19 protein-coding genes and 1 pseudogene are annotated in these 24,459 nt (G+C 64.3%); 11 read left to right on the top strand and 9 right to left on the bottom strand.

Translation table 11 applies throughout. The features are described 5' to 3' along the window. Positions 1 to 107: 107 nt before the first annotated feature. The 6 genes from ACZ899_RS21555 to ACZ899_RS21530 all read right to left on the bottom strand — a co-directional run bounded on the left by ACZ899_RS21555 (position 108) and on the right by ACZ899_RS21530 (position 7,886). On the bottom strand, positions 108 to 935 hold the full coding sequence (locus ACZ899_RS21555; protein ID WP_028689019.1) for an ABC transporter permease: 828 nt from the start codon (positions 933 to 935) through the stop codon (positions 108 to 110). Positions 936 to 946: 11 nt separating this feature from the next. After that, entirely contained in the window at positions 947 to 2,194 is a 1,248-nt protein-coding gene (locus ACZ899_RS21550) for an ABC transporter permease (protein ID WP_186731676.1), read from the bottom strand. A 217-nt stretch (positions 2,195 to 2,411) separates the two neighbouring features. Next, positions 2,412 to 3,443: an ABC transporter substrate-binding protein gene (locus tag ACZ899_RS21545; protein ID WP_203649941.1), complete on the bottom strand. Its 1,032-nt coding sequence runs from the start codon at positions 3,441 to 3,443 to the stop codon at positions 2,412 to 2,414. Positions 3,444 to 3,483: 40 nt separating this feature from the next. Next, positions 3,484 to 4,596, bottom strand: a complete 1,113-nt coding sequence (locus tag ACZ899_RS21540) for an ABC transporter ATP-binding protein (RefSeq protein ID WP_234561383.1) — start codon at positions 4,594 to 4,596, stop codon at positions 3,484 to 3,486. Between the two features lie 260 nt (positions 4,597 to 4,856). Continuing rightward, a complete protein-coding gene (locus ACZ899_RS21535; RefSeq protein ID WP_203652578.1) occupies positions 4,857 to 5,489 on the bottom strand; it encodes a response regulator in 633 nt (210 codons plus the stop codon). Positions 5,490 to 5,498: 9 nt separating this feature from the next. Then, positions 5,499 to 7,886 carry a PAS domain-containing sensor histidine kinase gene (locus ACZ899_RS21530; RefSeq protein WP_234561384.1) on the bottom strand — a complete coding sequence of 796 codons (2,388 nt, stop codon included), beginning with the start codon at positions 7,884 to 7,886 and terminating at the stop codon, positions 5,499 to 5,501. Positions 7,887 to 7,981: 95 nt separating this feature from the next. Between ACZ899_RS21530 and ACZ899_RS21525 the strand changes: the two genes are divergently transcribed. Continuing rightward, positions 7,982 to 8,980, top strand: a complete 999-nt coding sequence (locus ACZ899_RS21525) for an alpha/beta hydrolase family protein (RefSeq protein ID WP_234561385.1) — start codon at positions 7,982 to 7,984, stop codon at positions 8,978 to 8,980. A 63-nt stretch (positions 8,981 to 9,043) separates the two neighbouring features. Here ACZ899_RS21525 and ACZ899_RS21520 read toward each other — a convergent pair whose 3' ends face one another. The 3 genes and pseudogenes from ACZ899_RS21520 to ACZ899_RS21510 all read right to left on the bottom strand — a co-directional run bounded on the left by ACZ899_RS21520 (position 9,044) and on the right by ACZ899_RS21510 (position 11,498). Beyond that, a complete protein-coding gene (locus ACZ899_RS21520; protein WP_203649933.1) occupies positions 9,044 to 9,808 on the bottom strand; it encodes a TerB family tellurite resistance protein in 765 nt (254 codons plus the stop codon). 1 nt (position 9,809) lies between these two features. Further along, positions 9,810 to 10,481 carry an N-acetylmuramate alpha-1-phosphate uridylyltransferase MurU gene (gene murU, locus ACZ899_RS21515; protein WP_234561386.1) on the bottom strand — a complete coding sequence of 224 codons (672 nt, stop codon included), beginning with the start codon at positions 10,479 to 10,481 and terminating at the stop codon, positions 9,810 to 9,812. Beyond that, positions 10,478 to 11,498: pseudogene (locus tag ACZ899_RS21510) on the bottom strand (aminoglycoside phosphotransferase family protein). Before ACZ899_RS21510 ends, murU begins: the two are co-directional and overlap by 4 nt. Positions 11,499 to 11,630: 132 nt before the next feature. On the opposite strand from ACZ899_RS21510, the gene ACZ899_RS21505 reads away from it, so the two are divergent. From ACZ899_RS21505 to ACZ899_RS21460, 10 genes are all read left to right on the top strand, one after another. Continuing rightward, positions 11,631 to 14,441 (top strand): LPS-assembly protein LptD, encoded by a 2,811-nt coding sequence (locus tag ACZ899_RS21505; RefSeq protein ID WP_234561388.1) that lies wholly within the window; start codon positions 11,631 to 11,633, stop codon positions 14,439 to 14,441. Further along, positions 14,422 to 15,741, top strand: coding sequence for a peptidylprolyl isomerase (locus ACZ899_RS21500; protein WP_234561389.1), 1,320 nt, complete (start codon positions 14,422 to 14,424; stop codon positions 15,739 to 15,741). Before ACZ899_RS21505 ends, ACZ899_RS21500 begins: the two co-directional genes overlap by 20 nt. Then, on the top strand, positions 15,738 to 16,727 hold the full coding sequence (gene pdxA, locus ACZ899_RS21495) for a 4-hydroxythreonine-4-phosphate dehydrogenase PdxA (RefSeq protein WP_234561390.1): 990 nt from the start codon (positions 15,738 to 15,740) through the stop codon (positions 16,725 to 16,727). The genes ACZ899_RS21500 and pdxA overlap by 4 nt, the downstream gene beginning before the upstream one ends. Continuing rightward, positions 16,724 to 17,524: a 16S rRNA (adenine(1518)-N(6)/adenine(1519)-N(6))-dimethyltransferase RsmA gene (gene rsmA, locus ACZ899_RS21490; protein ID WP_232855077.1), complete on the top strand. Its 801-nt coding sequence runs from the start codon at positions 16,724 to 16,726 to the stop codon at positions 17,522 to 17,524. Before pdxA ends, rsmA begins: the two co-directional genes overlap by 4 nt. Before the next feature lie 189 nt (positions 17,525 to 17,713). Further along, positions 17,714 to 18,094 (top strand): Co2+/Mg2+ efflux protein ApaG, encoded by a 381-nt coding sequence (gene apaG / locus ACZ899_RS21485; protein WP_186712684.1) that lies wholly within the window; start codon positions 17,714 to 17,716, stop codon positions 18,092 to 18,094. Beyond that, entirely contained in the window at positions 18,094 to 18,951 is an 858-nt protein-coding gene (locus ACZ899_RS21480) for a symmetrical bis(5'-nucleosyl)-tetraphosphatase (RefSeq protein WP_234561391.1), read from the top strand. The genes apaG and ACZ899_RS21480 overlap by 1 nt, the downstream gene beginning before the upstream one ends. A 13-nt stretch (positions 18,952 to 18,964) precedes the next feature. Further along, complete coding sequence (glpE, locus tag ACZ899_RS21475; RefSeq protein ID WP_050703512.1) at positions 18,965 to 19,294, top strand: thiosulfate sulfurtransferase GlpE; 330 nt, start codon at positions 18,965 to 18,967, stop codon at positions 19,292 to 19,294. Between the two features lie 282 nt (positions 19,295 to 19,576). After that, complete coding sequence (locus ACZ899_RS21470) at positions 19,577 to 21,499, top strand: PrkA family serine protein kinase (protein ID WP_234561392.1); 1,923 nt, start codon at positions 19,577 to 19,579, stop codon at positions 21,497 to 21,499. Positions 21,500 to 21,618: 119 nt separating this feature from the next. Then, positions 21,619 to 22,890 (top strand): YeaH/YhbH family protein, encoded by a 1,272-nt coding sequence (locus ACZ899_RS21465; RefSeq protein ID WP_203649924.1) that lies wholly within the window; start codon positions 21,619 to 21,621, stop codon positions 22,888 to 22,890. Continuing rightward, positions 22,887 to 24,455, top strand: a complete 1,569-nt coding sequence (locus tag ACZ899_RS21460) for a SpoVR family protein (protein WP_203649922.1) — start codon at positions 22,887 to 22,889, stop codon at positions 24,453 to 24,455. The genes ACZ899_RS21465 and ACZ899_RS21460 overlap by 4 nt, the downstream gene beginning before the upstream one ends. Positions 24,456 to 24,459 lie beyond the last annotated feature (4 nt).

The raw sequence follows: 24,459 nt of genomic DNA, 5'->3' as shown, positions 1-24,459 counted from the left end.
TATCAATTGGCCCCCCTTTCGCGGCACAAGGCCGCTCCTACAGGAGACCGCGATCCCTTGTAGGAGCGGCCTTGCGCCGCGAAAGGAGGGCAAAGCCCTCCCGGCAGTCAGGCCGGCTGCTGGGTCCTCAGCTTCTCGCTGCGCCCACGCAGCCACTCCAGGGTCAGCAGCAGGATCACCGAAAAGGCGATCAGCAAGGTGGCCGCCGCCGCGATGGTCGGGCTCAGGTTCTCGCGAATGCCGCTGAACATCTGCCGTGGCAGGGTCGCCTGCTCGGGCCCGGCGAGGAACAGGGTCACCACCACCTCATCGAACGACGTGGCGAAGGCGAACAGCGCGCCGGAGATCACCCCGGGGGCGATCAGCGGCAAGGTCACCCGACGGAAGGCCAGCAATGGCGAGGCCCCGAGGCTGGCCGCCGCGCGCACCAGGTTGTAGTTGAAGCCCTGCAGCGTGGCCGACACGGTGATGATCACGAACGGCACACCCAGCACCGCGTGCACCAGGATCAACGAGGTGAAGCTGTTGCCCATGCCCAACGGGGCGAAGAACAGGTAGCTGGCCACGCCGATGATCACCACCGGCACCACCATCGGCGAAATCACCAGCGCCATCACCAGCGACTTGCCGGGAAAGTCGCCGCGGGTCAGGCCGATGGCCGCCAGGGTGCCGAACACCATGGCCAGCACCGTGGCCGCCGGGGCGACGATGATGCTGTTCTTCAGGGCGCGCATCCATTCAGCGGAAGCGAAGAAGTCCTGGTACCAGTGCAGCGAGAAACCTTGCAGCGGGTACACCAGGAAGCTCCCGCTGTTGAACGACAGCGGGATGATCACCAGTACCGGCAGTACCAGGAACAGCAGGATCAGGCCGCACAGGATGCGCAGGCTGTAGAACCACACCCGTTCCACGGGCGACATGTAGGGGCTCAGCATGACAACGCTCCTCAGCTCAGGCGCAGGCGGCTGGCGCCGACCAGCCAGCTATAGATCAGGTACAGCAGCACGGTCGCCAGCAGCAACAGCCCGCCCAGGGCGGTGGCCATGCCCCAGTTGATGCTGGTGTTGGTGTAGAAGGCGACGAAGTAGCTGACCATCTGGTCGTTCGGGCTGCCCAGCAGCGCCGGGGTGATGTAGTAGCCGATGGCCAGGATGAACACCAGCAGGCAACCGGCGCCGACACCGGCATAGGTCTGTGGGAAGTACACCCGCCAGAAACTGGCGAACGGATGGCAACCCAGGGAAATCGCCGCGCGCATGTAACTGGGCGAAATACCCTTCATCACGCTGTACAGCGGCAGGATCATGAACGGCAGCAGGATGTGCACCATCGAGATGTACACGCCGGTGCGGTTGAACACCAGCTCCAGCGGTTGGTCGATGATGCCGATGGCCATCAGCGCGCTGTTGATCAGCCCGCCCGACTGCAACAGCACGATCCACGCCGCCACCCGCACCAGGATCGAGGTCCAGAACGGCAGCAGCACCAGGATCATCAGCAGGTTGCTCTGCCGGGTCGGCAAGTTGGCCAGCAGGTACGCCAGCGGGTAGGCCAGCACCAGGCAGATGGCGGTGATCACCACGCCCATCCACAGGGTGCGGGCAAAGATATCCAGGTAGATGGCCTGGTCCGGCGTGGCCTTGGCCAGTTCGCCGAGGTCGTCGATGCGGTGATCGACGGAGGCCAGCAGGTAGAAAGAGGTGACCGTGCTGGTGTTGCGGCGGATCGCCTGCCAGTAGGCCGGGTCACCCCAACGCTCATCCAGCGCTTGCAGGGCATCTTTATAGGACGCGGGCTCGGCCTTGAACGGCAGCGCACGCGCGGTCTTGGCCAGCAGGCTGCGGTAGCCGGCCAGCTCCATGTTCAGGCGCTTGGAGAGGTCGCCCAGGGTCTGGTTCTTGCGCGACTCGGCCAGGTCCTGGCTGAGGGCCTTGTAGACCTCCTCGCCGGGCAGGCTCTTGCCGTCCCACTGCGCCACCGCCTCGACGGTGCGCGGCAGGCCAGCGACCACCTCGGGGTTGCCGACGCTCTTGTACAGCAGCGCCGCGATCGGCACCAGGAACACCAGCAGGAGGAACAGCGCCAGCGGCGCGATCAACGCCTGGGCCTTCCAGCGGTTGACCCGCTCGGCATGCTTGAGGCGCTGCTTGAGGCTTTTACCCGCGCCTTCGTTGAGGGGCACTGCAATGGCCATGGCGAACTCCGGGAAATCAGGGAAACATCGAGGCCGCTTTACAATGACAGCGGTGACCTCAGGCTTGACGCGCTAACTGTAGGAGCGGCCTCGTGCCGCGAAAGGGCCGCGAAGCGGCCCCTGGATCTCAGCCGTGATGCACAAGATGCTGGGGGCTGCTTTGCAGCCCTTTCGCGGCACGAGGCCGCTCCTACAGACATCAGGGATTGTGTCCCTACTACTTCGCCGCCCAGGCGTTGAAGCGTTGCTCCAGCTGTTCGCTGTTGTCGGCCCAGAAGGCCACGTCGATCTGCACCTGGTTGGCGATGTTCTCAGGCGTGGTCGGCATGTCCTTCTTCACCGCATCGGCCAGCAGCGGGACGGCCTTGGAATTGGCCGGGCCGTAGGCGATGTTCTCGGAATAGGTCTTCTGCTGTTCGGGCTGGACGGTGTAGGCGATGAATTTCTTCGCTTCTTCCACATCCTTGGCGCCTTTCGGGATGGCCCAGGCGTCGAAGTCGTAGATGCCGCCGTTCCACACCACCTTCAGGTTGCTTTCTTTCTGCACCGCGGCGATCCGGCCGTTGTAGGCCGAGCTCATGACCACGTCACCCGAGGCCAGGTACTGCGGTGGCTGGGCACCAGCTTCCCACCACTGGATGCTTGGCTTGAGCTGATCGAGTTTCTTGAAGGCGCGGTCCTGACCTTCCTTGGTGCCGAGCACCTTGTACACTTCTTTTGGCGCGACGCCGTCGGCCATCAGGGCGAATTCGAGGGTGTACTTGGCGCCCTTGCGCAGGCCGCGCTTGCCCGGGAATTTCTTGGTGTCCCAGAAGTCGGCCCAACTGGTCGGGGCGGTCTTGAGCTTGTCGGCGTTGTAGGCCATCACCGTGGACCACACGAAGAAACCGACGCCGCATGGCTGGATGGCGCCCGGTACGTAGTCAGCCTCATCACCGAACAGGGCCGGGTCGAGTTCCTCGAACATGCCTTCGTCGCATCCACGGGCCAGCTCCGGCGACTCGACTTCCACAAGGTTCCAGGACACGCTCTTGGTGTCGACCATGGCCTTCACCTTGGCCATCTCGCCGTTGTACTCACCGGCGACGATCTTGCCCTTGCCAGCCTTCTCCCATGGCTCGTAGAACGCCTTGGTCTGGGCCGCCTTGTTGGCGCCGCCAAAGGAGATCACGGTCAGGTCGGCCGCCAGGGCCTGCCCGGCGGCGAACAGGCCAAGGGCCAGGGCGGTCAGTTTCAACTGCTTGCGCATTATTATTCTCTCCACAGTTCAGGGTTGGTGAAGCAAACCATCAATGGGCTTCGGCAATCGGATCGAGCGCGCGGGCGTGTTCCACCTCCCAGCCCAGCGGCACCACATCGCCCACGGCCAGGGCCGGGTCGAGCTCGGCGATCGGCTGCTTGACGAAGAAATCGGCCTTGCCGCACACCTCCAGGCGCACCCGCACGTGGTCGCCCAGGTAGATGAACTCGGCCACGCGGCCGGAGAAGCGGTTCACGCAGCTTTCGCTGTGGCCGTTCAGGCGCACGCGCTCCGGGCGGATCGACAGGGTCACCGGCTCGCCGGCCTGGCCGACGTTCACCGCCAGCGCCTCGACCCGCTCGCCACGGGCCAGTTGCACCTGGCAGCGCTTGCCGTCACTGGCCAGCAGGGTGCCGTTGAGGCGGTTGTTCTCGCCGATGAAGTTGGCGACGAAGGTGTTGCGCGGCTCTTCGTAGAGGGTGCGCGGGTCGGCGATCTGCTGGATCTCGCCCTGGTGGAACACCGCCACCCGGTCGGACATGGTCAGCGCCTCGCCCTGGTCGTGGGTCACGTAGACCACGGTCACGCCCAGGCGCTGGTGGATATGCTTGATCTCCATCTGCATGTGTTCGCGCAGTTGCTTGTCCAGGGCGCCGAGCGGTTCGTCCATCAGCACCAGCTGCGGCTCGAACACCAGGGCACGGGCCAGGGCCACGCGCTGCTGCTGACCGCCGGACAGCTGTCCGGGATAGCGCTTGGCGAAGGCGTCGAGCTGGACCATGCCGAGCACGCGCTTGACCCGCTCGCTGATGTCGGTCTTGCTCAGGTTGCGCACGGTCAGCGGGAATGCCAGGTTCTCGGCCACGGTCATATGCGGGAACAGCGCGTAATTCTGGAACACCATGCCGATGTCACGCTTGTGCGGCGGCACATTGTTGATCGAGCGTCCGGCCAGCAGGATTTCACCGGCGGTGGGGGTCTCGAAGCCGGCCAGCATCATCAGGCTGGTGGTCTTGCCCGAGCCGGACGGGCCGAGCAGGGTCAGGAACTCGCCCTTGCGGATGTCCAGGTTGAGGTCCTTGACGATCAGCGATTCGCCGTCGTAGCTCTTCTGCACACCTCGGAAGCTGACCAGCGTCTCGTTCGAATTCGCCTCGCTCATGCCCTGCACCTTCTTGTTGGAATGACTGCGTGGGCACAGCGTAGAAGAGGCGCAAGCGCCCGAAAATCGGGGGGGCTGAGAGATTGCCATCATCCGCATGGAAGACTTGCTGTAGGGATTGCCCTACAAGGATGGCGCTTTCAGGACAGACACATTCCCTTGTAGGAGCGGCCTTGCGCCGCGAAAGGGCTGCAGAGCAGCCCCGGCAATATAAGCTGAAGCCCAGGGGCTGCTCCTACAAAAAACCGGGCATGTCGCAATCAGACCAGCTTGTGCTCCATCGCGTACTTCACCAGCTCCGCCAGCGAGTTGACCTTGAGCTTCTGCATCAAGCGCGCCTTATGGGTGCTGATGGTCTTGTTCGACAGCGCCAACTGCTGGGCGATGTCATTGACGTTGGCGCCCTGGGCCAGGCGCTCGAACACCGAGAACTCGCGCTCGGACAGCAGCGTGTGCAACGGCCGGGTTTCGGTCAACCCCACCTCGAAGACCATGCGGTCGGCCAGGCTCGGGTCAATATAGCGCCCGCCACCGGCAACCCGGCGAATCGCGGTGAGCAGCAGCGCCGGGTCGCTGTCCTTGGTGGCGTAGCCCGCCGCCCCGGCCTTCAGCGCCCGCGCAGCCATCTGCGCTTCATCATGCATCGACAGCATCAGGATCGCCGGCGGGTTGCTCAATGCCAGGATCCGCGGGATGGCCTCCAGGCCATTCACCCCCGGCATGGAGATATCCAGCAGCACCACCTCACAAGGGGTATGGCGCAGGGTCTCCAGTAACTGCTCGCCGTTGCCCGCCTCGCCGGCGACCTGCATGTCCTTGGCCAGGCCAATCAACTGCTTGATGCCCTCACGGACGATGGTGTGGTCTTCCGCCACCAGCACTCGAATCACGATCGTTCTCTCCTACGCCAAAGGAATCGCCACGCTCAGGCTGCTGCCTTCGCCGGGCTCGCTCTCCAGGGTCATGTCGCCGCCCAGCATCAGCACGCGCTCACGCACCCCCACCAGGCCGAACGAAGTCGGCCGGGCCGCATCGACGGCGAACCCCACGCCATCGTCGATGACCGTCATGCGCAACTGCCCGCCTTCCTCGACCAGGGCGATCTGCACGGTGTGCGCCCGGGCATGGCGCATGACGTTGGTCAGCGCCTCCTGAAGGATGCGGAAGAGGCCGATGGCCTTGGCATCGCTCAAGGGCGGCAGTTGCTCCGGGACCTCGACCAGGCAGGGGATCTGCGTGCGGGCCTCGAAACGCCGCGCCTGCCACTCGATGGCCGAGGCGATCCCGGCATCCAGAATCGGCGGGCGCAACGCGCTGGCCACGTCACGCACCAGCTGGAACAGTTGGGCGATCAGGCGCTTCATGCTGGCCAGGCGCTCATGCAGCCCGGCGTCCAACTCGGCATAGGCCAGCTCGCACATCGACACCTCGAGCTTGAGCACCGTGAGCATCTGCCCGAGCTCGTCATGCACCTCGCGGGCGATGCGGGCCTTTTCCTCCTCGCGCACGCTTTCCAGGTGCGCCGACAATTCGCGCAGCTGCTCCTGGGAGGCGGCCAGGGCCAGCTCGGCCTGCTTGCCCTGGGTGATGTCCCAGACCACACCATCCCACACCATGCGCCCATCGGCCAGGCGGCGTGTGGTCGCCTTGATGTCGGCCCAGCGCTGTTCGCCCTGGCGGGTGAGGATACGGCCCTGCCACGACCAGTCCTGGTCGCTGGCCAGGGCCAGGTCCTGGACCCGGTGATAGTCGGCGCGGTCCTGGGGGTGGACCAGGTTGCGCAACCCCATCTGCGGGTGCTGGATCGCCGCCGGGGTATAGCCGACCAGCGCCTCGCTGCCTTCACTGATGTAGGGGAACTCCGGATCGCCCTCGGCCGGGTCGCGCTCCAGGCGGAACACCAGCCCCGGCACGTTGCCGGCAATGCCCTTGAGCCGCGCCTCGCTTTCGCGCAACGCGGCCAGGTCGCGCTGGCGCTCGGTGACATCGGCGAGGAACACCACCAGATACTCTGCATCGCGAAAACGCAGGAACGACAACGACAACTCGACCGGAAACAGGCTGCCGTCGGCGCGCCGGCACTGGCTTTCGAACTGCTGCTCGGCGCCATCCCCGGTGCGGGCGCGCCTCCACAACTCCAACCAGCGATCCATCTTCAGATTCGGTTCGATATCCACCAGCGGCCGCTCCAGCAATGCCCCCTCGGAATAGCCCAGCATGCGTTCGGCGGCATGGTTGGCGTAGCGCACATGGCTGTCCCAGTTGACCCAGAGGATGCCCACCGTGCTCTGGTCGATGGAGAACTGGCTCAGGCGCAAGGCTTCCTCGCGCACCTGGCGCTCCACCAGGCTCTCGCGGGCCGCCAGCAACCCCCGCTCCAGACTACGCTGCTGGCGACGCTGCCAGACCAGGGTGGCCAGGGCACACAACAGCAGCAGGCCGAACAGCAAGGCGAGGTTCTGCCAGAAGCCGGCGGACTCGGAAAAGCGTGGGTACTTGGGCTGCAACCAGCGCTGGTGCATCTGCTCCAGGGTCTTGGCCGGCAGGGCCTGCAAGGCGCGCTCGAGGATATCGGCGAACACGGGCCAGTCGCGTCGCGAACCGACACGCAGCAACTGCGGCAAACCGATGTCACCCACTACCGCCAGGTCGGCGAACTCGCCTTCGCGGGAAAGCCGGCTGAGTTGCGCCTCATCCAACACGGCGAAGCTGGCCTGGCCGCCCAGCACCAGCTGCAGCGCCTCACGCTCGTTGGGCACGCCCTGCAGATTGAGGTTGCCGTAATTGCTCCGCAGGTAGTCCGCCAGGGCACCTGGCATGCGCACAGCCATCCGCTCGTTGGCGGTCAGCTTCTCCAGCTCCACGGCCACCGCGCCGCTGCGCATCCCCACCACCAGTTGCGGCACACGCATGTAAGGGTCACTGAACAGCCACAGCCGCAGACTGGTGGGTGTCTGGGTCAAGCCGGGGGCGAAATCGATCTCGCCCGCCTGCAACGCGTGCTCCAGCGCCGCCTGATCCGGGAAGCCACGCCAGGTCAGGTCCAGCCGCAGTGCCTGGGACAGGGCGCCGATCAGTTCGACGTTGGCCCCGTAGAATTGCTGCAGTCGGCGGTCGAACTGGGCATAGGGCGCCTGCAGCACCAGACCGACGCGCAGGTCGCGGTGTTCGTCCAGCCACTGCTGCTGGGCCGGTTCCAGCACCACGGGTGGCGGCGCCTCCGGTTTTGCCAGGGCGATCAAGGGTAGACACAACCAGCCGATAACCCACAGGCAACGCACTCGCTTCATCTCTACGCTCGTCTTGGCAATGACGGCCGCCTGGCGTGGCCGTCGCGGGCAAATACCATTAGGCTGCCGGTATGATTCTGGCCTTGGATTGATCGATGTTCACACTTTATCGCACGACGCTGGCAATGTTCTGCCTGGCTTCGCTCCTGCCGTTCGGCGCTCGGGCCGCCGACGCCGAAAAACCGCAGGATGCCGCCGAAACTGCGGCCCCCGCTCCCCGACCAGCGCTGCTTGAACGCAGCCAGGACGACGCCCTGGCCCTTGAGCGCCAGGTGCCCAAGGCCGAGCAACAGACCTTGCAGGCCAATGGCGAGAACTTCCTGGCGCTGTGGAAGCCGGCCAACGACAGCGATCCGCAAGGCGCGGTGATCATTGTTCCCGGTGCCGGCGAAAGTGCTGACTGGCCAACCACCGTCGGCCCGCTGCGCCGTGGCTTCCCCGATGTCGGCTGGAGCACCCTGAGCCTGAGCCTGCCCGATCTGCTTGCAGAACGCCCGCAGGCCCGGGTCGAAGCCAAGCCGGTGGTCGAACCGAAAAAGGAAGAAGGCGAGTCGGCTCCAGCCAAGGACACGCCAGCAGACGCCAATGCCAATGTCGCCCAGGCCACCGCGCCCGAGGCGGATGCGGCCGACAGCACCGACGCGGTCGAGGCCGACCAGCACACCAGTGAGGAGGATGCCGAACGTATCTTCGCCCGCCTCGACGCCGCCGTGGCCTATGCCCAGCAGCAGAAAGCGCGCAGCATCGTGCTGCTGGGTAACGGCAGTGGCGCGTACTGGGCCGCGCGCTACCTCAGCGAGAAGCAGCCGCCCCAGGTGCAGAAACTGGTGATGGTCGCCGCACAGACGCCGGCGCGGGTGGAGCACGACCTGCTGAGCCTGACGCCGACCCTGAAAGTACCAACGGCTGATCTGTACTACACAACCCGCAGCCAGGATCGACTGGCTGCCCAACAACGCCTGCAAGCCAGCAAGCGCGAGAAAAACAGCCAGTACCGGCAGCTGTCGCTGATGGTCGTTCCAGGCAACAAGGCCGCCGAGCAGGAGCAATTGCTGCGCAGGGTACGCGGCTGGCTGAAGCCCAAGGAAGAGTGACGCGTATCGAGGGACAAGCCAACTCCAACAACGTGGGAGCGGGCTTGCCCTGCGATGGCAAACCTAAAGCCCGCGCCGCTTGCGAATCATGGCATAGGCCTGATGCAACTCGCGGGTATGCTCGGTCGCCTCGCGCACCTTGGCCTCACTGGCGCCACTGCCCACCAGCTTGTCCGGGTGATGTCGGCTGAGCAAACGCCGGTAGGCCTGCTTGACCTTGTCCGCCTCGGTATCCGGTTCCACCCCCAGCAGCCTCAACGCTGCGGCATAGGTCATCGCACCGCCCTCGACCGCCGACTTGCGCGGTTCATACTCCAGCGACATGGCCTGCACCTGGTTGCGACTGAGCCCCAACTGCTGCCCCCAGCCCAACAGCAGGTCGCGCTCCTGGCGCCCTGCCTTGCCGTCGGCCCAGACCATGCGCCAACAGGCACGCAGGGTACCCTCGGCAGCGTGAGGCTGCAGCTTGATCCGGCGCAGGTAGTGACCCAGCCGGCCCTTGCCCGACTTGCCGCGGTTGAACGCGGCAATCGCCCGCATCCGCGCAGGCTCGGCCAGGTCCAGCCGCGACATCTCCTGACGCGCCTGCTGGATATGCCCCTCGAGCACCCGGCCGTCGCTCTTGGCCAGGCGTCCGAGCAGGACAAACAGCAGTTCCTCGTCACGCAGCGCCGGGCGCCCACCCAGGCGCTCGCGCACATCCTCCCAACCCTGCAGTCGCAGGCGCCGATCCATGGCCTGTCCCAGCAACGCCCCCAGCAATGCCCCCGGGATGCTGGCCACGGCGAAACCGGCACCGGCACCAATCACTGTGCTCGGCCACCACATGTCAGGCACGCTCGCCGATCAGGCGCTCGACATCGGCCAGGCGCTCGAGGGTGCCGACATCGATCCAGTGGCCACGATAGTGCTCACCGCTCACCCGCCCCTCGGCCATGGCCTTGCGCAGTAGCGGGGCCAACTTGAACGCGCCGGCTTGGCAACCCTCGAACAGGGCCGGACTCAGCACCGAGATGCCGCTGAAGGTCAGCGTTCCCGGCGCTTCGTCACCATCGCTCACCTGGCCATCCGCCAGGCGGAAGTCGCCACGGCCGTGATGGCCGGGATTGTCCACCAGCACCAGGTGCGCCAGCCCTTGCAGGGGAGCATTCAGGCCTGTGAAGTCGTAGTCGGTCCAGACATCACCGTTGACCAGCAGGAACGGCGCATCCCCAAGCAGCGGCAGCGCCTTGAAGATCCCGCCACCGGTTTCCAGTGGCTCGCCCTCCGGGGAGTAGCGGATGCTCAGTCCGAAACGGCTGCCGTCGCCCAGGTGGTCCTCGATCTGCTGGCCGAGCCAGGCGTGGTTGATGACCACTTCACGGATACCGGCGCGGGCCAGTGCCTCGAGGTGGTATTCGATCAGCGGCTTGCCGGCGGCGGGCACCAGTGGCTTGGGCGTATGCAGGGTCAGCGGGCGCATGCGCTCGCCCTTGCCTGCCGCCAGGATCATCGCCTTCATGAACGCGCCTCGCCCTTGAGCTCGGCAATCAGTTGCCCCAGCTCGGCCAGTTCGGGACGGCGAGCGACCACTTCATCTATATAGGCGAAGAAACGCGGCACATCAGCGAGGTAACGCGGCTTGCCGTCACGGTGGCAGATGCGGGCGAAGATACCGATGACCTTGAGGTGGCGCTGCACGCCCATCAGGTCACTGGCGCGATGGAACGCTTCAAACTCGGACTGCACCGGGATACCGGCGGCGCGGGCCTTCTTCCAATAACCACGCAGCCAGCCTTCCACGCGCGGCTGCGGCCAGCTAAGGAAGGCGTCCTTGAACAGGCAGGTGATGTCGTAGGTGACTGGGCCGTAGACGGCATCCTGGAAGTCCAGCACGCCCGGGTTGGGGGTGCTCTGCATCAGATTGCGCGGCATGTAGTCGCGGTGCACCAGCACCTTGGGCTGGGCCAGGGCGCTGTCGATCAGCACCTGGCTGACCCGTTGCCAGGTGGCCTGCTGTGCTTCGCTGAAGCCCAGGCCAAGCTCGCGACCCACGTACCACTCGGGGAACAGCTCCACCTCGCGGCGCAGCAGGGCAACGTCGTAGCTGGGCAGCGGCGCGTCCATCGGCAGCCGCTGGAACGCCAGCAGCGCATCGATGGCATCGGCGAACAGCGCGTCGGCGTTGTCCGGGCCAATGATGTCCAGGTATGTCTGACGGCCCAGATCGCCCAACAACAGGAAACCACGCTCCAGGTCCTGGGCATGAATGACCGGCACGTTCACGCCCGCCGTGGCCAGCAGGTGGTCGATATCGACGAACGGACGGCAATTTTCCTGCGGCGGCGGCGCATCCATGATCACGAAGCTGTGGCCGGCGCTCCTCCCAGCGGAAATAACGGCGGAAACTCGCATCGCTGCTGGCGGCGGTCAGGCTGCCGGGGGGTACTTCGCCCCAGGCGTTGCTACGGAACAGGCTCTCCAGTTGCCCGGCAAGCCAGGCGGTCAGTTGTTGCAGGCGTACATCGTGATCGGGCATTACAAGGGTTCTCCGACGGCCCTAGCCGTCAAGCGGGTCATGCTTTATTATCCAGCATCTTTTTCAGACCATCGAGAGGCGTGCGGCCCCCACACGCGGGCAGATGGCACGCAGGAAGCCCGGACTAATAAGATGGCATTGAAATCCCCCGCGTTTCGTAGAAAGTTTCCATTGCTGGTGACAGGCGGTCTGCTGGCCCTGCAACCCCTGGCCACGTCGTACGTGGTGGCGGCCGAGCAGTTCGACTGCCAAGTTTCCGCTTCCGGTGGCTGGGACTGCAAGCCCAAGACCTCCGCCAACCTGCCTCCGCGCCCGGTTCATCCGGGTGCTGCCGCTGCCAGCTCGGGCGCCGAAGCGCCTGGCGAAGCCGCCGCGACCGAGGCCGAGAAGCCGATGCTGGTCACCGAGGCCAAGGGCCGCGGCCTGAAATCGCGCAGCGAAGACTACAGCCACCTGGACTGGGTCCCGCGCGAGAAGCTCACCGCTGCGCAGCTGGCCGAGACCGGCCCGTACTGCGGCGGCGCCTACATCGAGCCGACCCGCCCAGGCATGAACGACTCCACGCCCAAGGACGAGTCGCCCACCTACATCAACGCCAAGGTCTCCAAGTACCAGCAGGAGCAGCAGATCGCCACCCTCGCCGGTGACGTGGTCATGCGCCAGGGCAGCATGCAGGCCGAGGCGGACGAGGCCAACCTGTACCAGGCCGAGAACCGCGGCGAGCTCAAGGGCAACGTCAAGATCCGCGACAACGGCTCGCTGGTGGTCGGCGACGAGGCGCAGATCCAGCTCGACACCGGCGAAGCCCGGGTCGACAACGCCGAATACGTGATGCACAAGTCGCACATCCGCGGCAACGCGCTGTACGCCAAGCGCGCCGAGAACGCGATCATCCGCCTCAAGGACGGTACCTATACCACCTGTGAGCCGGGCAGCAACGCGTGGCAGCTCAAGGGCAACAACATCACCCTGAACCCGGCCACCGGCTTCGGCACCGCGACCAACGTGACGCTGCGGGTCAAGGATTTCCCGGTGTTCTACACACCGTACATCTACTTCCCGATCGACGACCGTCGCCAGTCCGGCTTCCTGCCGCCGTCGTTCAGCTCCAGCAGCGACACCGGCTTCATGCTGGTCACGCCGTACTACTTCAACCTGGCGCCTAACTACGACGCCACGTTGTACCCGCGCTACATGGCCAAGCGCGGCATGCTGATGGAAGGCGAGTTCCGCTACCTGACCAAGTCCAGCGAAGGGCAGTTCGGCGGCGCTTTCCTGAACGACAAGGACAACGACCGCGAACTGCAGACGGACTACAAGAAAGATCGCTGGATGGTCAACTGGCAGCACAAGGGCGGCCTGGACCAGCGCCTGATGGCCGAGGTCGACTACACCGACATCAGCGACCCGTTCTACTTCCAGGACCTGGAAACCGACCAGATCGGCGTGCAGAGCCGTGATTACATCAACCAGCGTGGCACGCTCACCTACCGTGGCGACTCCTACACCGCTGGCCTGAACGTGCACGCCTATGAGCTGGCAACCATTTCGCAGATCACGCCTTACGACCGCCTGCCTCAGCTGACCCTCAACGGCATGCTGCCATTCCACCCGGGCGGCCTGGACTTTGGTTACGAAGCCGAGGCGGTACGCTTCGATCGTGACCTGAAGAATGACTTCGTCCTGGACAAAGATGGTAATCCGGATGCCTCTGCCGGCCTCCCTGGCCGCCGGCTGGATGAAAACCTCTTCGGCGTTGCCCGCTCCAACGGCACCCGCCTCAACTTCGCACCCTCGATCAGCCTGCCGCTCGAGGCCAGCTACGGCTATGTCACGCCCAAGCTGAAGTACGTCTACACGCACTATGACCTCGACCTCGACAGCAAGGGCAAGAAAGACCTCGCCGACAACCCGGGCATGCTCGACGTGTATGGCGACTTCAAGAGCAATCAGAACCGCGATATTCCGGTCTTCAGTGTCGACAGTGGCCTGTACTTCGATCGCAATACACAGCTGTTCGGGACCAACTACCGCCAGACCCTCGAACCGCGTCTGTTCTACCTCTACGTGCCGTACAAGGACCAGACCGACATCCCGCTGTTCGACTCCGGCGAGAGCACCTTCAACTACTCGTCGCTGTTCCGCGACAACCGCTTCACCGGCACCGACCGCATCGGCGACGAGAACAAGCTGTCGCTGGGCGTGACCAACCGCTGGATCGAAGACAACGGTTTCCAGCGCCAGCGCTTCAGTATCGGCCAGGCTTTCTACTTCAAGGATCGCAAGGTCCAGCTGCCAGGTATCGACTACCGCACCCGAGTGGACAGCAAGTCGGATGTCTCGCCGTACGCGCTTGAATACGAATACGCTTTCAACCGCGACTGGCGCTTCAATTCGGACTACAACTGGGATCCGGACACCCACAGCCCTCGTTCGGGCAGCGCGATGTTCCACTACCAGCCCGAGGACAACCCGAACAAGGTCGTCAACCTCGGCTATCGCTACCGCAACGACCTGATCACCTACGACTCGCAGACCGGTAACTGGAAGGTCGGCGGTGGTGACTACGGTACGCCGGGCACGCCGGGCTACATCAAGGACTACTACAAGATCCAGCAGCACGACTTCTCGGTCATCTGGCCGATCGTGCCGCAATGGAGCGTCATTGCCCGCTGGCAGCATGACTACAACCGTAACCGCACGCTGGAAGCGATGGGCGGCTTCGAGTACGACAACTGCTGCTGGAAACTGCGCCTGATCAATCGCTACTGGATGGACTACGACGACTTCAGCCAGGCAATACCTGAAAACGAAAAGGGCGACCACGGGATCTTCCTGCAGATCGTGCTCAAAGGGCTCGGTGGTGTAGTCGGCAACAAGGTCGAATCGTTCCTGGACCAAGGCATTCAAGGTTACCGTACACGTGAAGAGCAAGCTTATTGATCGTCTGCGCCCGCTGATGCTGGGCGCCGCAATGCTGAGTGGCGCGGTGCATGCCGCGGTGCAACCCATCGACCGCATCGTGGCCACCGTCGACAATGACGTGGTCATGCAGAGCCAGCTGGACCAGCGCGTGCGCGAAGTGCAGCAGACCATCGCCAAGCGTGGCGGCGGTGTGCCGCCAACCAGCGCGCTGGAACAGCAAGTGTTGGAACGCCTGATCGTCGAAAACCTGCAACTGCAGATCGGCGAGCGCTCGGGTATCCGCATCACCGACGAAGAACTGAACCAGGCCGTCGGCACCATTGCCCAGCGCAATGGCATGTCGTTGGAGCAGTTCCGCGCCGCCCTGGCCCACGACGGCCTGTCGTACGACGATGCCCGCGAGCAGATCAAGCGCGAGATGATCATCAGCCGCGTGCGTCAGCGCCGGGTAGCCGAGCGTATCCAGGTGTCCGAGCAGGAAGTGAAGAACTTCCTCAACTCGGACCTGGGCAAGATGCAGATGTCCGAAGAGTACCGCCTGGCCAACATCCTCATCCCGACACCGGAAGGCGCCAACTCGGACGCCATCCAGGCTGCCGCCCGCCAGGTCGGCGATGTCTACCAGCAACTCCGGCAGGGCAAGGACTTCGGCCAGATGGCCATTGAGCGTTCCGCCAGCGAGAACGCCCTGGAAGGCGGCGAGATGGGCTGGCGCAAGGCTGGCCAGCTGCCACCTGACTTCGCCAAGATGCTCAGCAGCATGGCCATTGGCGATATCACCCAACCGATCCGCATCCCCAACGGCTTCATCATCCTCAAGCTCGAGGAGAAGCGCGGTGGCAGCGAGAGCATCCTGCGCGACGAAGTGCATGTACGCCACATCCTGATCAAGCCGAGCGAGATCCGCAGCGAAGCCGCCACCGAGCAACTGGCCGAGCGTCTGTACGACCGGATCCAGAACGGTGAAGACTTCGCCGAACTGGCGAAGAGCTTCTCGGAAGACCCGGGCTCCGCGCTCAACGGCGGCGACCTCAACTGGGTCGACCCGAACAGCCTGGTGCCGGAGTTCCGCGAGCAGATGGCCAACGCCCAGCAAGGCGTGGTGACCAAGCCATTCAAGACCCAGTACGGCTGGCATGTGCTGGAAGTCCTGGGCCGCCGCGCCACCGACAGCACCGAGCAGGCGCGCGAGCAGCAGGCCATGAACGTCCTGCGTAACCGCAAGTACGACGAAGAGCTGCAGAACTGGCTGCGCCAGATCCGCGACGAAGCCTACGTTGAAATCAAGCTGCCTGGCGTCGACCAGGCCGCCCAGTGAAGCCCCAGCGCTTCGCCGTCACGCCCGGCGAGCCGGCCGGCATAGGTCCCGACCTGTGCCTGCTGCTCGCCGCCGAGGCCCAGCCCCACCCCCTGATCGCCATCACCAGCCGTGACCTGCTCGCCGAGCGGGCCACGCAGCTGGGGCTGGCCGTCAGCCTGCTGCCCGTCACCCCCGACAGTTTCCCCAGCCTGCCAGCCCCCGCCGGCAGCCTGTACGTCTGGGACACACCACTGGCCAACCCGGTGGTGGCCGGACAGCTGGACAAAGCCAACGCCGCGTTCGTGCTGGAGACGCTGACCCGGGCCGGCCAGGGCTGCCTCGACGGGCAGTTCGCCGGGATGATCACCGCCCCCGTGCACAAGGGTGTGATCAACGAGTGTGGCATTGCCTTCTCCGGTCACACCGAATTCCTCGCCGACCTCACCCATACCGCGCAAGTGGTGATGATGCTGGCCACCCGAGGATTACGCGTGGCCCTGGTGACCACCCACCTGCCCCTGCGCGATATTGCCGACGCCATCACCGGCGAACGCCTGGAGCGCGTCACCCGCATCCTGCATGCGGACATGCGCGACAAGTTCGGCATCGCCAACCCACGCATCCTGGTCTGCGGGCTCAACCCGCATGCCGGAGAAGGCGGCCACCTGGGCCGCGAAGAAATTGACATCATCGAGCCGGCGCTGCAGCGCCTGCGCGCCGAAGGCATGGACCTGCGCGGTCCGCTGCCGGCCGATACCCTGTTTACCCCCAAATATCTGGAGCACTGCGATGCGGTGCTGGCGATGTACCACGACCAAGGCCTGCCCGTACTCAAGTACAAGGGCTTCGGCGCCGCGGTCAACGTGACGCTGGGCCTGCCGATCATCCGTACCTCGGTCGACCACGGCACTGCCCTGGACCTGGCCGGCACCGGTCGAATCGATACCGGCAGCCTGCGCGTCGCATTGGAAACCGCCTACCAGATGGCCGAGAACCGACCATGACCGAGCACTACCAACACCGGGCGCGCAAGCGCTTCGGCCAGAACTTCCTGCATGACGCCGGAATCATCGACCGCATCCTGCGGGCAATCAACGCCAAGGCCGGCGAACACCTGCTTGAAATCGGCCCGGGCCAGGGCGCCCTGACCGAGGGTCTGCTGGGCAGCGGCGCACAGCTGGACGTGGTGGAGCTGGACAAGGACCTGGTGCCGATCCTGCAACACAAGTTCGCCGGGCGCGACAACTTCCGCCTGCACCAGGGTGATGCCCTGAAGTTCGACTTCAACCAGTTGGGCGTGCCAGAGCGTAGCCTGAAGGTGGTCGGCAACCTGCCCTACAATATCTCCACCCCGCTGATCTTCCATCTGCTCAGCCACGCCGGGCTGATCCGCGACATGCACTTCATGCTGCAGAAGGAAGTGGTCGAGCGCATGGCTGCCGGCCCGGGTGGCGGTGACTGGGGGCGCCTGTCGATCATGGTGCAGTACCACTGCCGGGTCGAGCACCTGTTCAACGTTGGCCCTGGCGCCTTCAACCCGCCGCCGAAAGTGGACTCGGCCATCGTCCGCCTGGTGCCGCACGCAGTGCTGCCTCATCCGGCCAAGGATGCGCGACTGCTGGAACAGGTGGTACGCGAGGCGTTCAACCAGCGCCGCAAGACCCTGCGCAATACCCTGAAAGGTCTGCTCGACAGCGCGGCCATCGAAGCCGCCGGTGTGGACGGCAGCCTGCGCCCCGAGCAGCTGGACCTGGCCGCCTTCGTGCGCCTGGCTGACCAGTTGGCTGATCAGCAAGCCTGATATCGCCTGTACCGGCCTCTTCGCGGGTAAACCCGCTCCCACAGTGACCGCGTGCGATTCCTGTGGGAGCGGGTTTACCCGCGAAGAGGCCGGTACTGATAACAACGATCTCAAGCCCCACCCCGCTGGCCCTCCCCCCTCTCAATGGCCTAGACTGCGTTATTGCGTCAGTTCGCCCAAGGCCCTTGCATGTCCGACCCCCGCTATCAGATCGACGTCAGCGTCGTGACCCGCTACCTCAAAGACCAATCCGACCCCGAAAGCAGCCGTTTCGCCTTCGCCTACACCATCACCGTGCAGAACAACGGCACGGTCACGGCCAAGCTGATGTCCCGCCACTGGCTGATCACCAACGGTGACGGCGAGGTCGAGGAAGTGCGCGGCGCCGGCGTGATCGGCCAGCAACCGCTGATCGAGCCCGGCCAGAGCCACACCTACAGCAGCGGCGCAGTCATCAGCACCCGCGTCGGCACCATGCAGGGCAGCTACCAGATGTTCGCCGAGGACGGCAAGCGCTTCGACGCCACGATCGCCCCGTTCCGCCTGGCCGTGCCCGGGGCCCTGCACTGATGGCCACCTATGCGGTCGGCGACCTGCAAGGTTGCCTGCAACCGCTCAAGTGCCTGCTCGAACGCGTACGCTTCAACCCGGCCGTCGACCGCCTGTGGCTGGTGGGTGACCTGGTAAACCGCGGCCCCGAGTCCCTCGAGACCCTGCGCTACCTGTATTCGATCCGCCATGCGCTGGTCTGCGTGCTGGGCAATCACGACCTGCACCTGCTGGCGGCGTGGCACAACGTCGAGCGCCTGAAGAAAAGCGACACCCTGCGCGAAATCATCGAGGCCCCGGACGCCGACCAGTTGTTCGACTGGCTGCGCCAGCAGAAGCTGTTGCACTACGACGAGGCCCGCGGCATCGCCATGGTCCATGCTGGCATTCCACCGCAATGGACCCTGGGCAAGGCGCTGGAGCTCGCGGCCGAGGTCGAGGAAGTGCTGCGCGACGACGGCCGCCTGAAGCTGTACCTGGACGGCATGTACGGCAACGAGCCGAACAAGTGGAGCAAGGACCTGGCCGGCGTCGAGCGCCTGCGCGTGATCACCAACTACTTCACCCGCATGCGCTTCTGCACCGCCGCCGGCAAACTCGACCTCAAGACCAAGGAGGGCGCCGACAGCGCCCCCAAGGGTTACAAGCCGTGGTTCGATCACCCGGACCGCCGCTCGCGTCATGTGAAGATCATCTTCGGCCACTGGGCCGCCCTCGAAGGCCGCGTTGATGTGCCCGGCGTGATCGCCCTGGACACCGGCTGCGTCTGGGGCGGCGCGATGACCCTGTACAATGTCGACAGTGGTGAGTTCCACCGCTGCGACTGCACCCGCGAGGGCACCCCGCGCCCGCCGGCTCCACTCAACGAACACCCCTGAAGGAACCGCACCCATGAGCGAATTCAAGCGCATTACCCCAGAGCAAGCCCTCGCCCTGCGTGCGCAAGGCGCGGTCGTGGTCGACATTCGCGACCCGCAGGCCTATGCCGCCGGGCACATCGCCGGCGCCACTCATCTGGATAATCACTCGGTTGCCGATTTCATCCGCAACGCCGACCTGGACGCGCCTACACTGGTTGTCTGCTACCACGGCAATTCCAGCCAGAGCGCTGCCGCCTACCTGGTCGGCCAGGGCTTCTCCAACGTCTACAGCATCGACGGTGGCTTCGAGCTGTGGCGCAACACCTACCCGGCGGAAACCGCCCAGGGCAGCGCCGAATAATTTTTTCATTTTTCCTCCAGCCCGCGCTTGGCGCGGGCTTGCGCCCGACCTGACGAACGGTCGCAGGCCTCTTCTCGGCTCCCCGCCCTTGACCTTGCGTATAACCAACTATCCTTAAGCCCAGGCCATCCAAAAAAGGGGAGAGCCGGTACACCGGCGTGCGGGTCATCGGTAGCGTTCCAAGGTGTTCTGGGGGGTATACAGCAATCGGCGAGCCCGGTTGCATGCCAGCATCAGCTGACTGATCCGGCGTCGTCTCCACGTATCGAGCGAGGTGACGTCATGAGCATTTTTAGCCACTTCCAACAACGTTTCGAGTCCACCCGCCAGGAAGAACTTTCGCTGCAGGAGTACCTCGAGCTGTGCAAAGAGGATCGCAGCGCCTATGCCTCGGCGGCCGAGCGGCTGTTGCTGGCCATCGGCGAACCAGAGCTGATCGACACCTCAAGCAACTCCAGGCTGTCGCGGATCTTCTCCAACAAGGTGATCCGCCGCTATCCGGCCTTTGCCGACTTCCATGGCATGGAAGAGTGCATCGACCAGATCGTCTCCTACTTCCGCCATGCCGCCCAAGGCCTGGAAGAGAAGAAACAGATCCTCTACCTGCTGGGCCCGGTGGGCGGCGGTAAATCGTCGCTGGCCGAGAAACTCAAGCAACTGATGGAAAAGGTGCCGTTCTACGCCATCAAGGACTCGCCGGTATTCGAATCGCCCCTGGGCCTGTTCAATGCCGCCGAGGACGGCCAGATCCTCGAAGAGGAATACGGCATCTCGCGCCGCTACCTCAACACCATCATGTCGCCCTGGGCCACCAAGCGCCTGCAGGAGTTCGGCGGCGACATCAGCAAGTTCAGGGTGGTCAAGCTCTACCCGTCCATCCTCAACCAGATCGCCATCGCCAAGACCGAGCCGGGCGACGAGAACAACCAGGACATCTCTGCCCTGGTGGGCAAGGTGGATATCCGCAAGCTCGAGGAATTCCCGCAGAACGACGCCGACGCCTACAGCTATTCGGGCGCCCTGTGCCGGGCCAACCAGGGCCTGATGGAATTCGTCGAGATGTTCAAGGCGCCGATCAAGGTCCTGCACCCGTTGCTCACCGCGACCCAGGAAGGCAACTACAACAGCACCGAGGGGCTGGGCGCGATCCCCTACTCCGGGATCCTGCTGGCCCACTCCAACGAATCGGAGTGGCACACCTTCCGCAACAACAAGAACAACGAGGCGTTCATCGACCGGATCTACATCGTCAAGGTGCCGTACTGCCTGCGCGTCAGCGACGAGATCAAGATCTACGACAAGCTGCTGATCAACAGCTCCCTGGCCAAGGCGCACTGCGCGCCGGACACCTTGAAGATGCTGGCCCAGTTCACCGTGCTCTCACGCCTGAAGGAGCCCGAGAACTCCAACATCTACTCGAAGATGCGCGTGTACGACGGCGAGAACCTCAAGGACACCGACCCGAAAGCCAAGTCGATCCAGGAGTACCGCGACTCTGCGGGTGTCGACGAGGGCATGAACGGCCTGTCGACCCGCTTCGCCTTCAAGATCCTTTCCAAGGTGTTCAACTTCGACCCTCACGAGGTGGCGGCCAACCCAGTGCACCTGCTGTATGTGCTGGAGCAGCAGATCGAGCAGGAGCAGTTCCCCGCCGAGGTGCGCGAGCGCTACCTGCGCTACCTGAAGGAATACCTGGCACCGCGCTACATCGAGTTCATCGGCAAGGAAATCCAGACCGCCTACCTGGAGTCCTACAGCGAGTACGGCCAGAACATCTTCGACCGTTACGTGCTGTACGCCGACTTCTGGATCCAGGACCAGGAGTACCGCGACCCGGAAACCGGCGAGATCCTCAACCGCATCGCCCTCAACGAAGAGCTGGAGAAGATCGAGAAGCCGGCCGGCATCAGCAATCCGAAGGATTTCCGCAACGAGATCGTCAACTTCGTGCTGCGCGCCCGGGCCAACAACAACGGCAAGAACCCCAGCTGGCTCAGCTATGAGAAGCTGCGGGTGGTGATCGAGAAGAAGATGTTCTCCAACACCGAGGACCTGCTGCCGGTCATCAGCTTCAACGCCAAGGCCAGCAAGGAGGATCAACAGAAGCACAACGACTTCGTCACCCGGATGGTGGAGCGTGGCTACACCGACAAGCAGGTTCGACTGCTGTCGGAATGGTACCTGCGGGTCAGGAAATCGCAATAAGGCGACACGCTACACGCCGTGCGTCCGAGGCTGGCCTTGCCGGCCCGGACGGCGGCGGCTGCTTTTACGCGCAGCTCGTAGCTTGAAGCATGCAGCTGTTCCCAGCTACCGGAGGGACCATGAGCTACGTAATCGACCGACGCCTGAACGGCAAGAACAAGAGCACGGTCAATCGCCAGCGCTTCCTGCGGCGTTACCGTGAACACATCAAGAAGGCCGTCGAAGAGGCCGTGAGCCGCCGCTCCATCATGGACATGGAGCATGGCGAACAGATCAGCATCCCGGGTCGTGACATCGACGAACCGGTGCTGCACCACGGTCGTGGCGGCAAGCAGACCATCGTCCACCCCGGCAACAAGGAATTCACCGCCGGCGAACACATCGCCCGGCCACAAGGTGGCGGCGGTGGCAGTGGCCGCGGCAAGGCCGGCAACTCCGGCGAGGGCATGGACGACTTCGTGTTCCAGATCACCCAGGAAGAATTCCTCGAATTCATGTTCGAGGACCTGGAGCTGCCTAACCTGGTCAAGCGCCACCTGACCGGTGCCGACACCTTCAAGACCGTACGCGCGGGCATTGCCAACGAGGGCAACCCGTCGCGCATCAACATCGTCCGCACCCTGCGCTCGGCCCACGCCCGGCGCATCGCCCTGACCGGCAGCAGCCGCGCCCTGCTGCGCGAGGCGCAGAAGGAGCTGGACCGGCTCAAGGTCGAGGAACCGGACAACTTCACCGACATCCAGGACACCGAGATCGAGATCGAGCGGCTCAAGGCGCGCATCAACCGCCTGCCGTTCCTCGACACCTTCGACCTGAAGTACAACCTGCTGGTCAAGCAGCCCAACCCCAGCTCCAAGGCGGTGATGTTCTGCCTGATGGACGTGTCCGGCTCCATGACCCAGGCCACCAAGGACATCGCCAAGCGCTTCTTCATCCTGTTGTACCTGTTCCTCAAGCGCAACTACGACCGCATCGAGGTGGTGTTTATCCGCCACCACACCAGCGCCCGTGAAGTGGACGAGGAAGAGTTCTTCTACTCCCGCGAGACCGGCGGCACCATCGTCTCCAGCGCGCTCAAGCTGATGCAGGAGATCATGGCCGAGCGCTATCCGGCCAGCGACTGGAACATCTACGCCGCCCAGGCCTCGGACGGCGACAACTGGAACGACGACTCGCCGATCTGCCGCGACATCCTCGCCAACCAGATCATGCAGCACGTGCAGTACTACACTTACGTCGAGATCACCCCACGCGAACACCAGGCGCTGTGGTACGAGTACGAGCGCATCGGCGAAGCGTTCCCCGACACCTTCGCCCAGCAGCAGTTGGTATCGGCCGGCGATATCTACCCGGTCTTCCGTGAACTCTTCCAGCGCAGGTTAGCCACATGACCGCCAGAGAGCAGAGACGCCAGCCCATCTCCACCGGCTCCGAATGGACGTTCGAGCTGATCCAGACCTACGACCGCGAGATCAGTCGCCTGGCCGCTCGCTACGCCCTGGACACCTACCCCAACCAGATCGAAGTGATCACCGCCGAGCAGATGATGGACGCCTACGCCTCGGTGGGCATGCCGCTGGGCTATCACCACTGGTCCTACGGCAAGCAGTTTCTCAGCACCGAGAAGTCCTACAGCCGTGGCCAGATGGGCCTAGCCTACGAGATCGTGATCAACTCCGATCCGTGTATCGCCTACCTGATGGAAGAGAACACCATGTGCATGCAGGCACTGGTGATCGCCCACGCCTGCTACGGCCACAACAGCTTCTTCAAAGGCAACTACCTGTTCCGCACTTGGACCGACGCCAGCTCGATCATCGACTACCTGGTGTTCGCCAAGCAGTACATCGCTCAATGCGAGGAGCGCCACGGCATCGATGCCGTCGAGGACCTGATCGACTCCTGCCACGCCCTGATGAACTACGGCGTGGACCGCTACAAGCGCCCCTACCCCATTTCCGCCGAGGAAGAGCGGCGTCGGCAGAAGGAGCGCGAGGAGCACCTGCAACGGCAGATCAACGACCTCTGGCGCACCATCCCCAAGGGCGCCGAAAAAGGCGGCGAGAGAGACGACGCACGCTTCCCGGCCGAGCCCCAGGAGAACATCCTCTACTTCATCGAGAAGCACGCCCCGCTGCTGGAGCCCTGGCAGCGCGAAGTGGTGCGCATCGTGCGCAAGATCGCCCAGTATTTCTACCCGCAGCGCCAGACTCAGGTGATGAACGAAGGCTGGGCGACCTTCTGGCACTACACCCTGATGAACGACCTGTACGACGAGGGGCTGATCACCGAAGGCTTCATGATGGAGTTCCTGCAGTCGCACACCAGCGTGGTGTTCCAGCCTGGCTTCGACAGCCCCTACTACAGCGGCATAAACCCCTATGCCCTGGGCTTTGCCATGTACACCGACATCCGCCGCATGTGCGAGTACCCCACCGATGAGGATCGCCGCTGGTTCCCGGAGATCGCCGGCAGCGACTGGCTGTCGACGATCAAGTTCGCCATGAGCAGCTTCAAGGATGAAAGCTTCATCCTGCAGTACCTGTCACCCAAGGTGATGCGCGACCTCAAGCTGTTCAGCATCCTCGATGACGACCAGCGTGACGACCTGCTGGTGCCGGCGATCCATGACGAGGACGGCTACCGCACCATCCGCGAGCAGCTGGCCGCGCAGTACAACCTGGGCAACCGCGAACCCAACGTGCAGATCTGGAGCATCGACCGGCGCGGCGACCGCTCGCTGACCCTGCGTCACCAGCAGCACAACCGCAAACCGCTGGGCGACTCCACCGAGGAGGTGCTCAAGCACCTGCATCGCCTGTGGGGCTTCGATATCCACCTGGAGACCGTGCAGGGCGACCAGGTGATGAAGACCCACCACATGCCGCCCCGCAGCGAGCACAGCGAGGCCGGCGACTACGGGCGCATGGACCTGGCCGTGGTGCACCACCTCTAGCCAT

Source organism: Pseudomonas sp. TE31087 (assembly GCF_057284075.1).
This window is presented reverse-complemented; position numbering and strand designations above follow the sequence as displayed.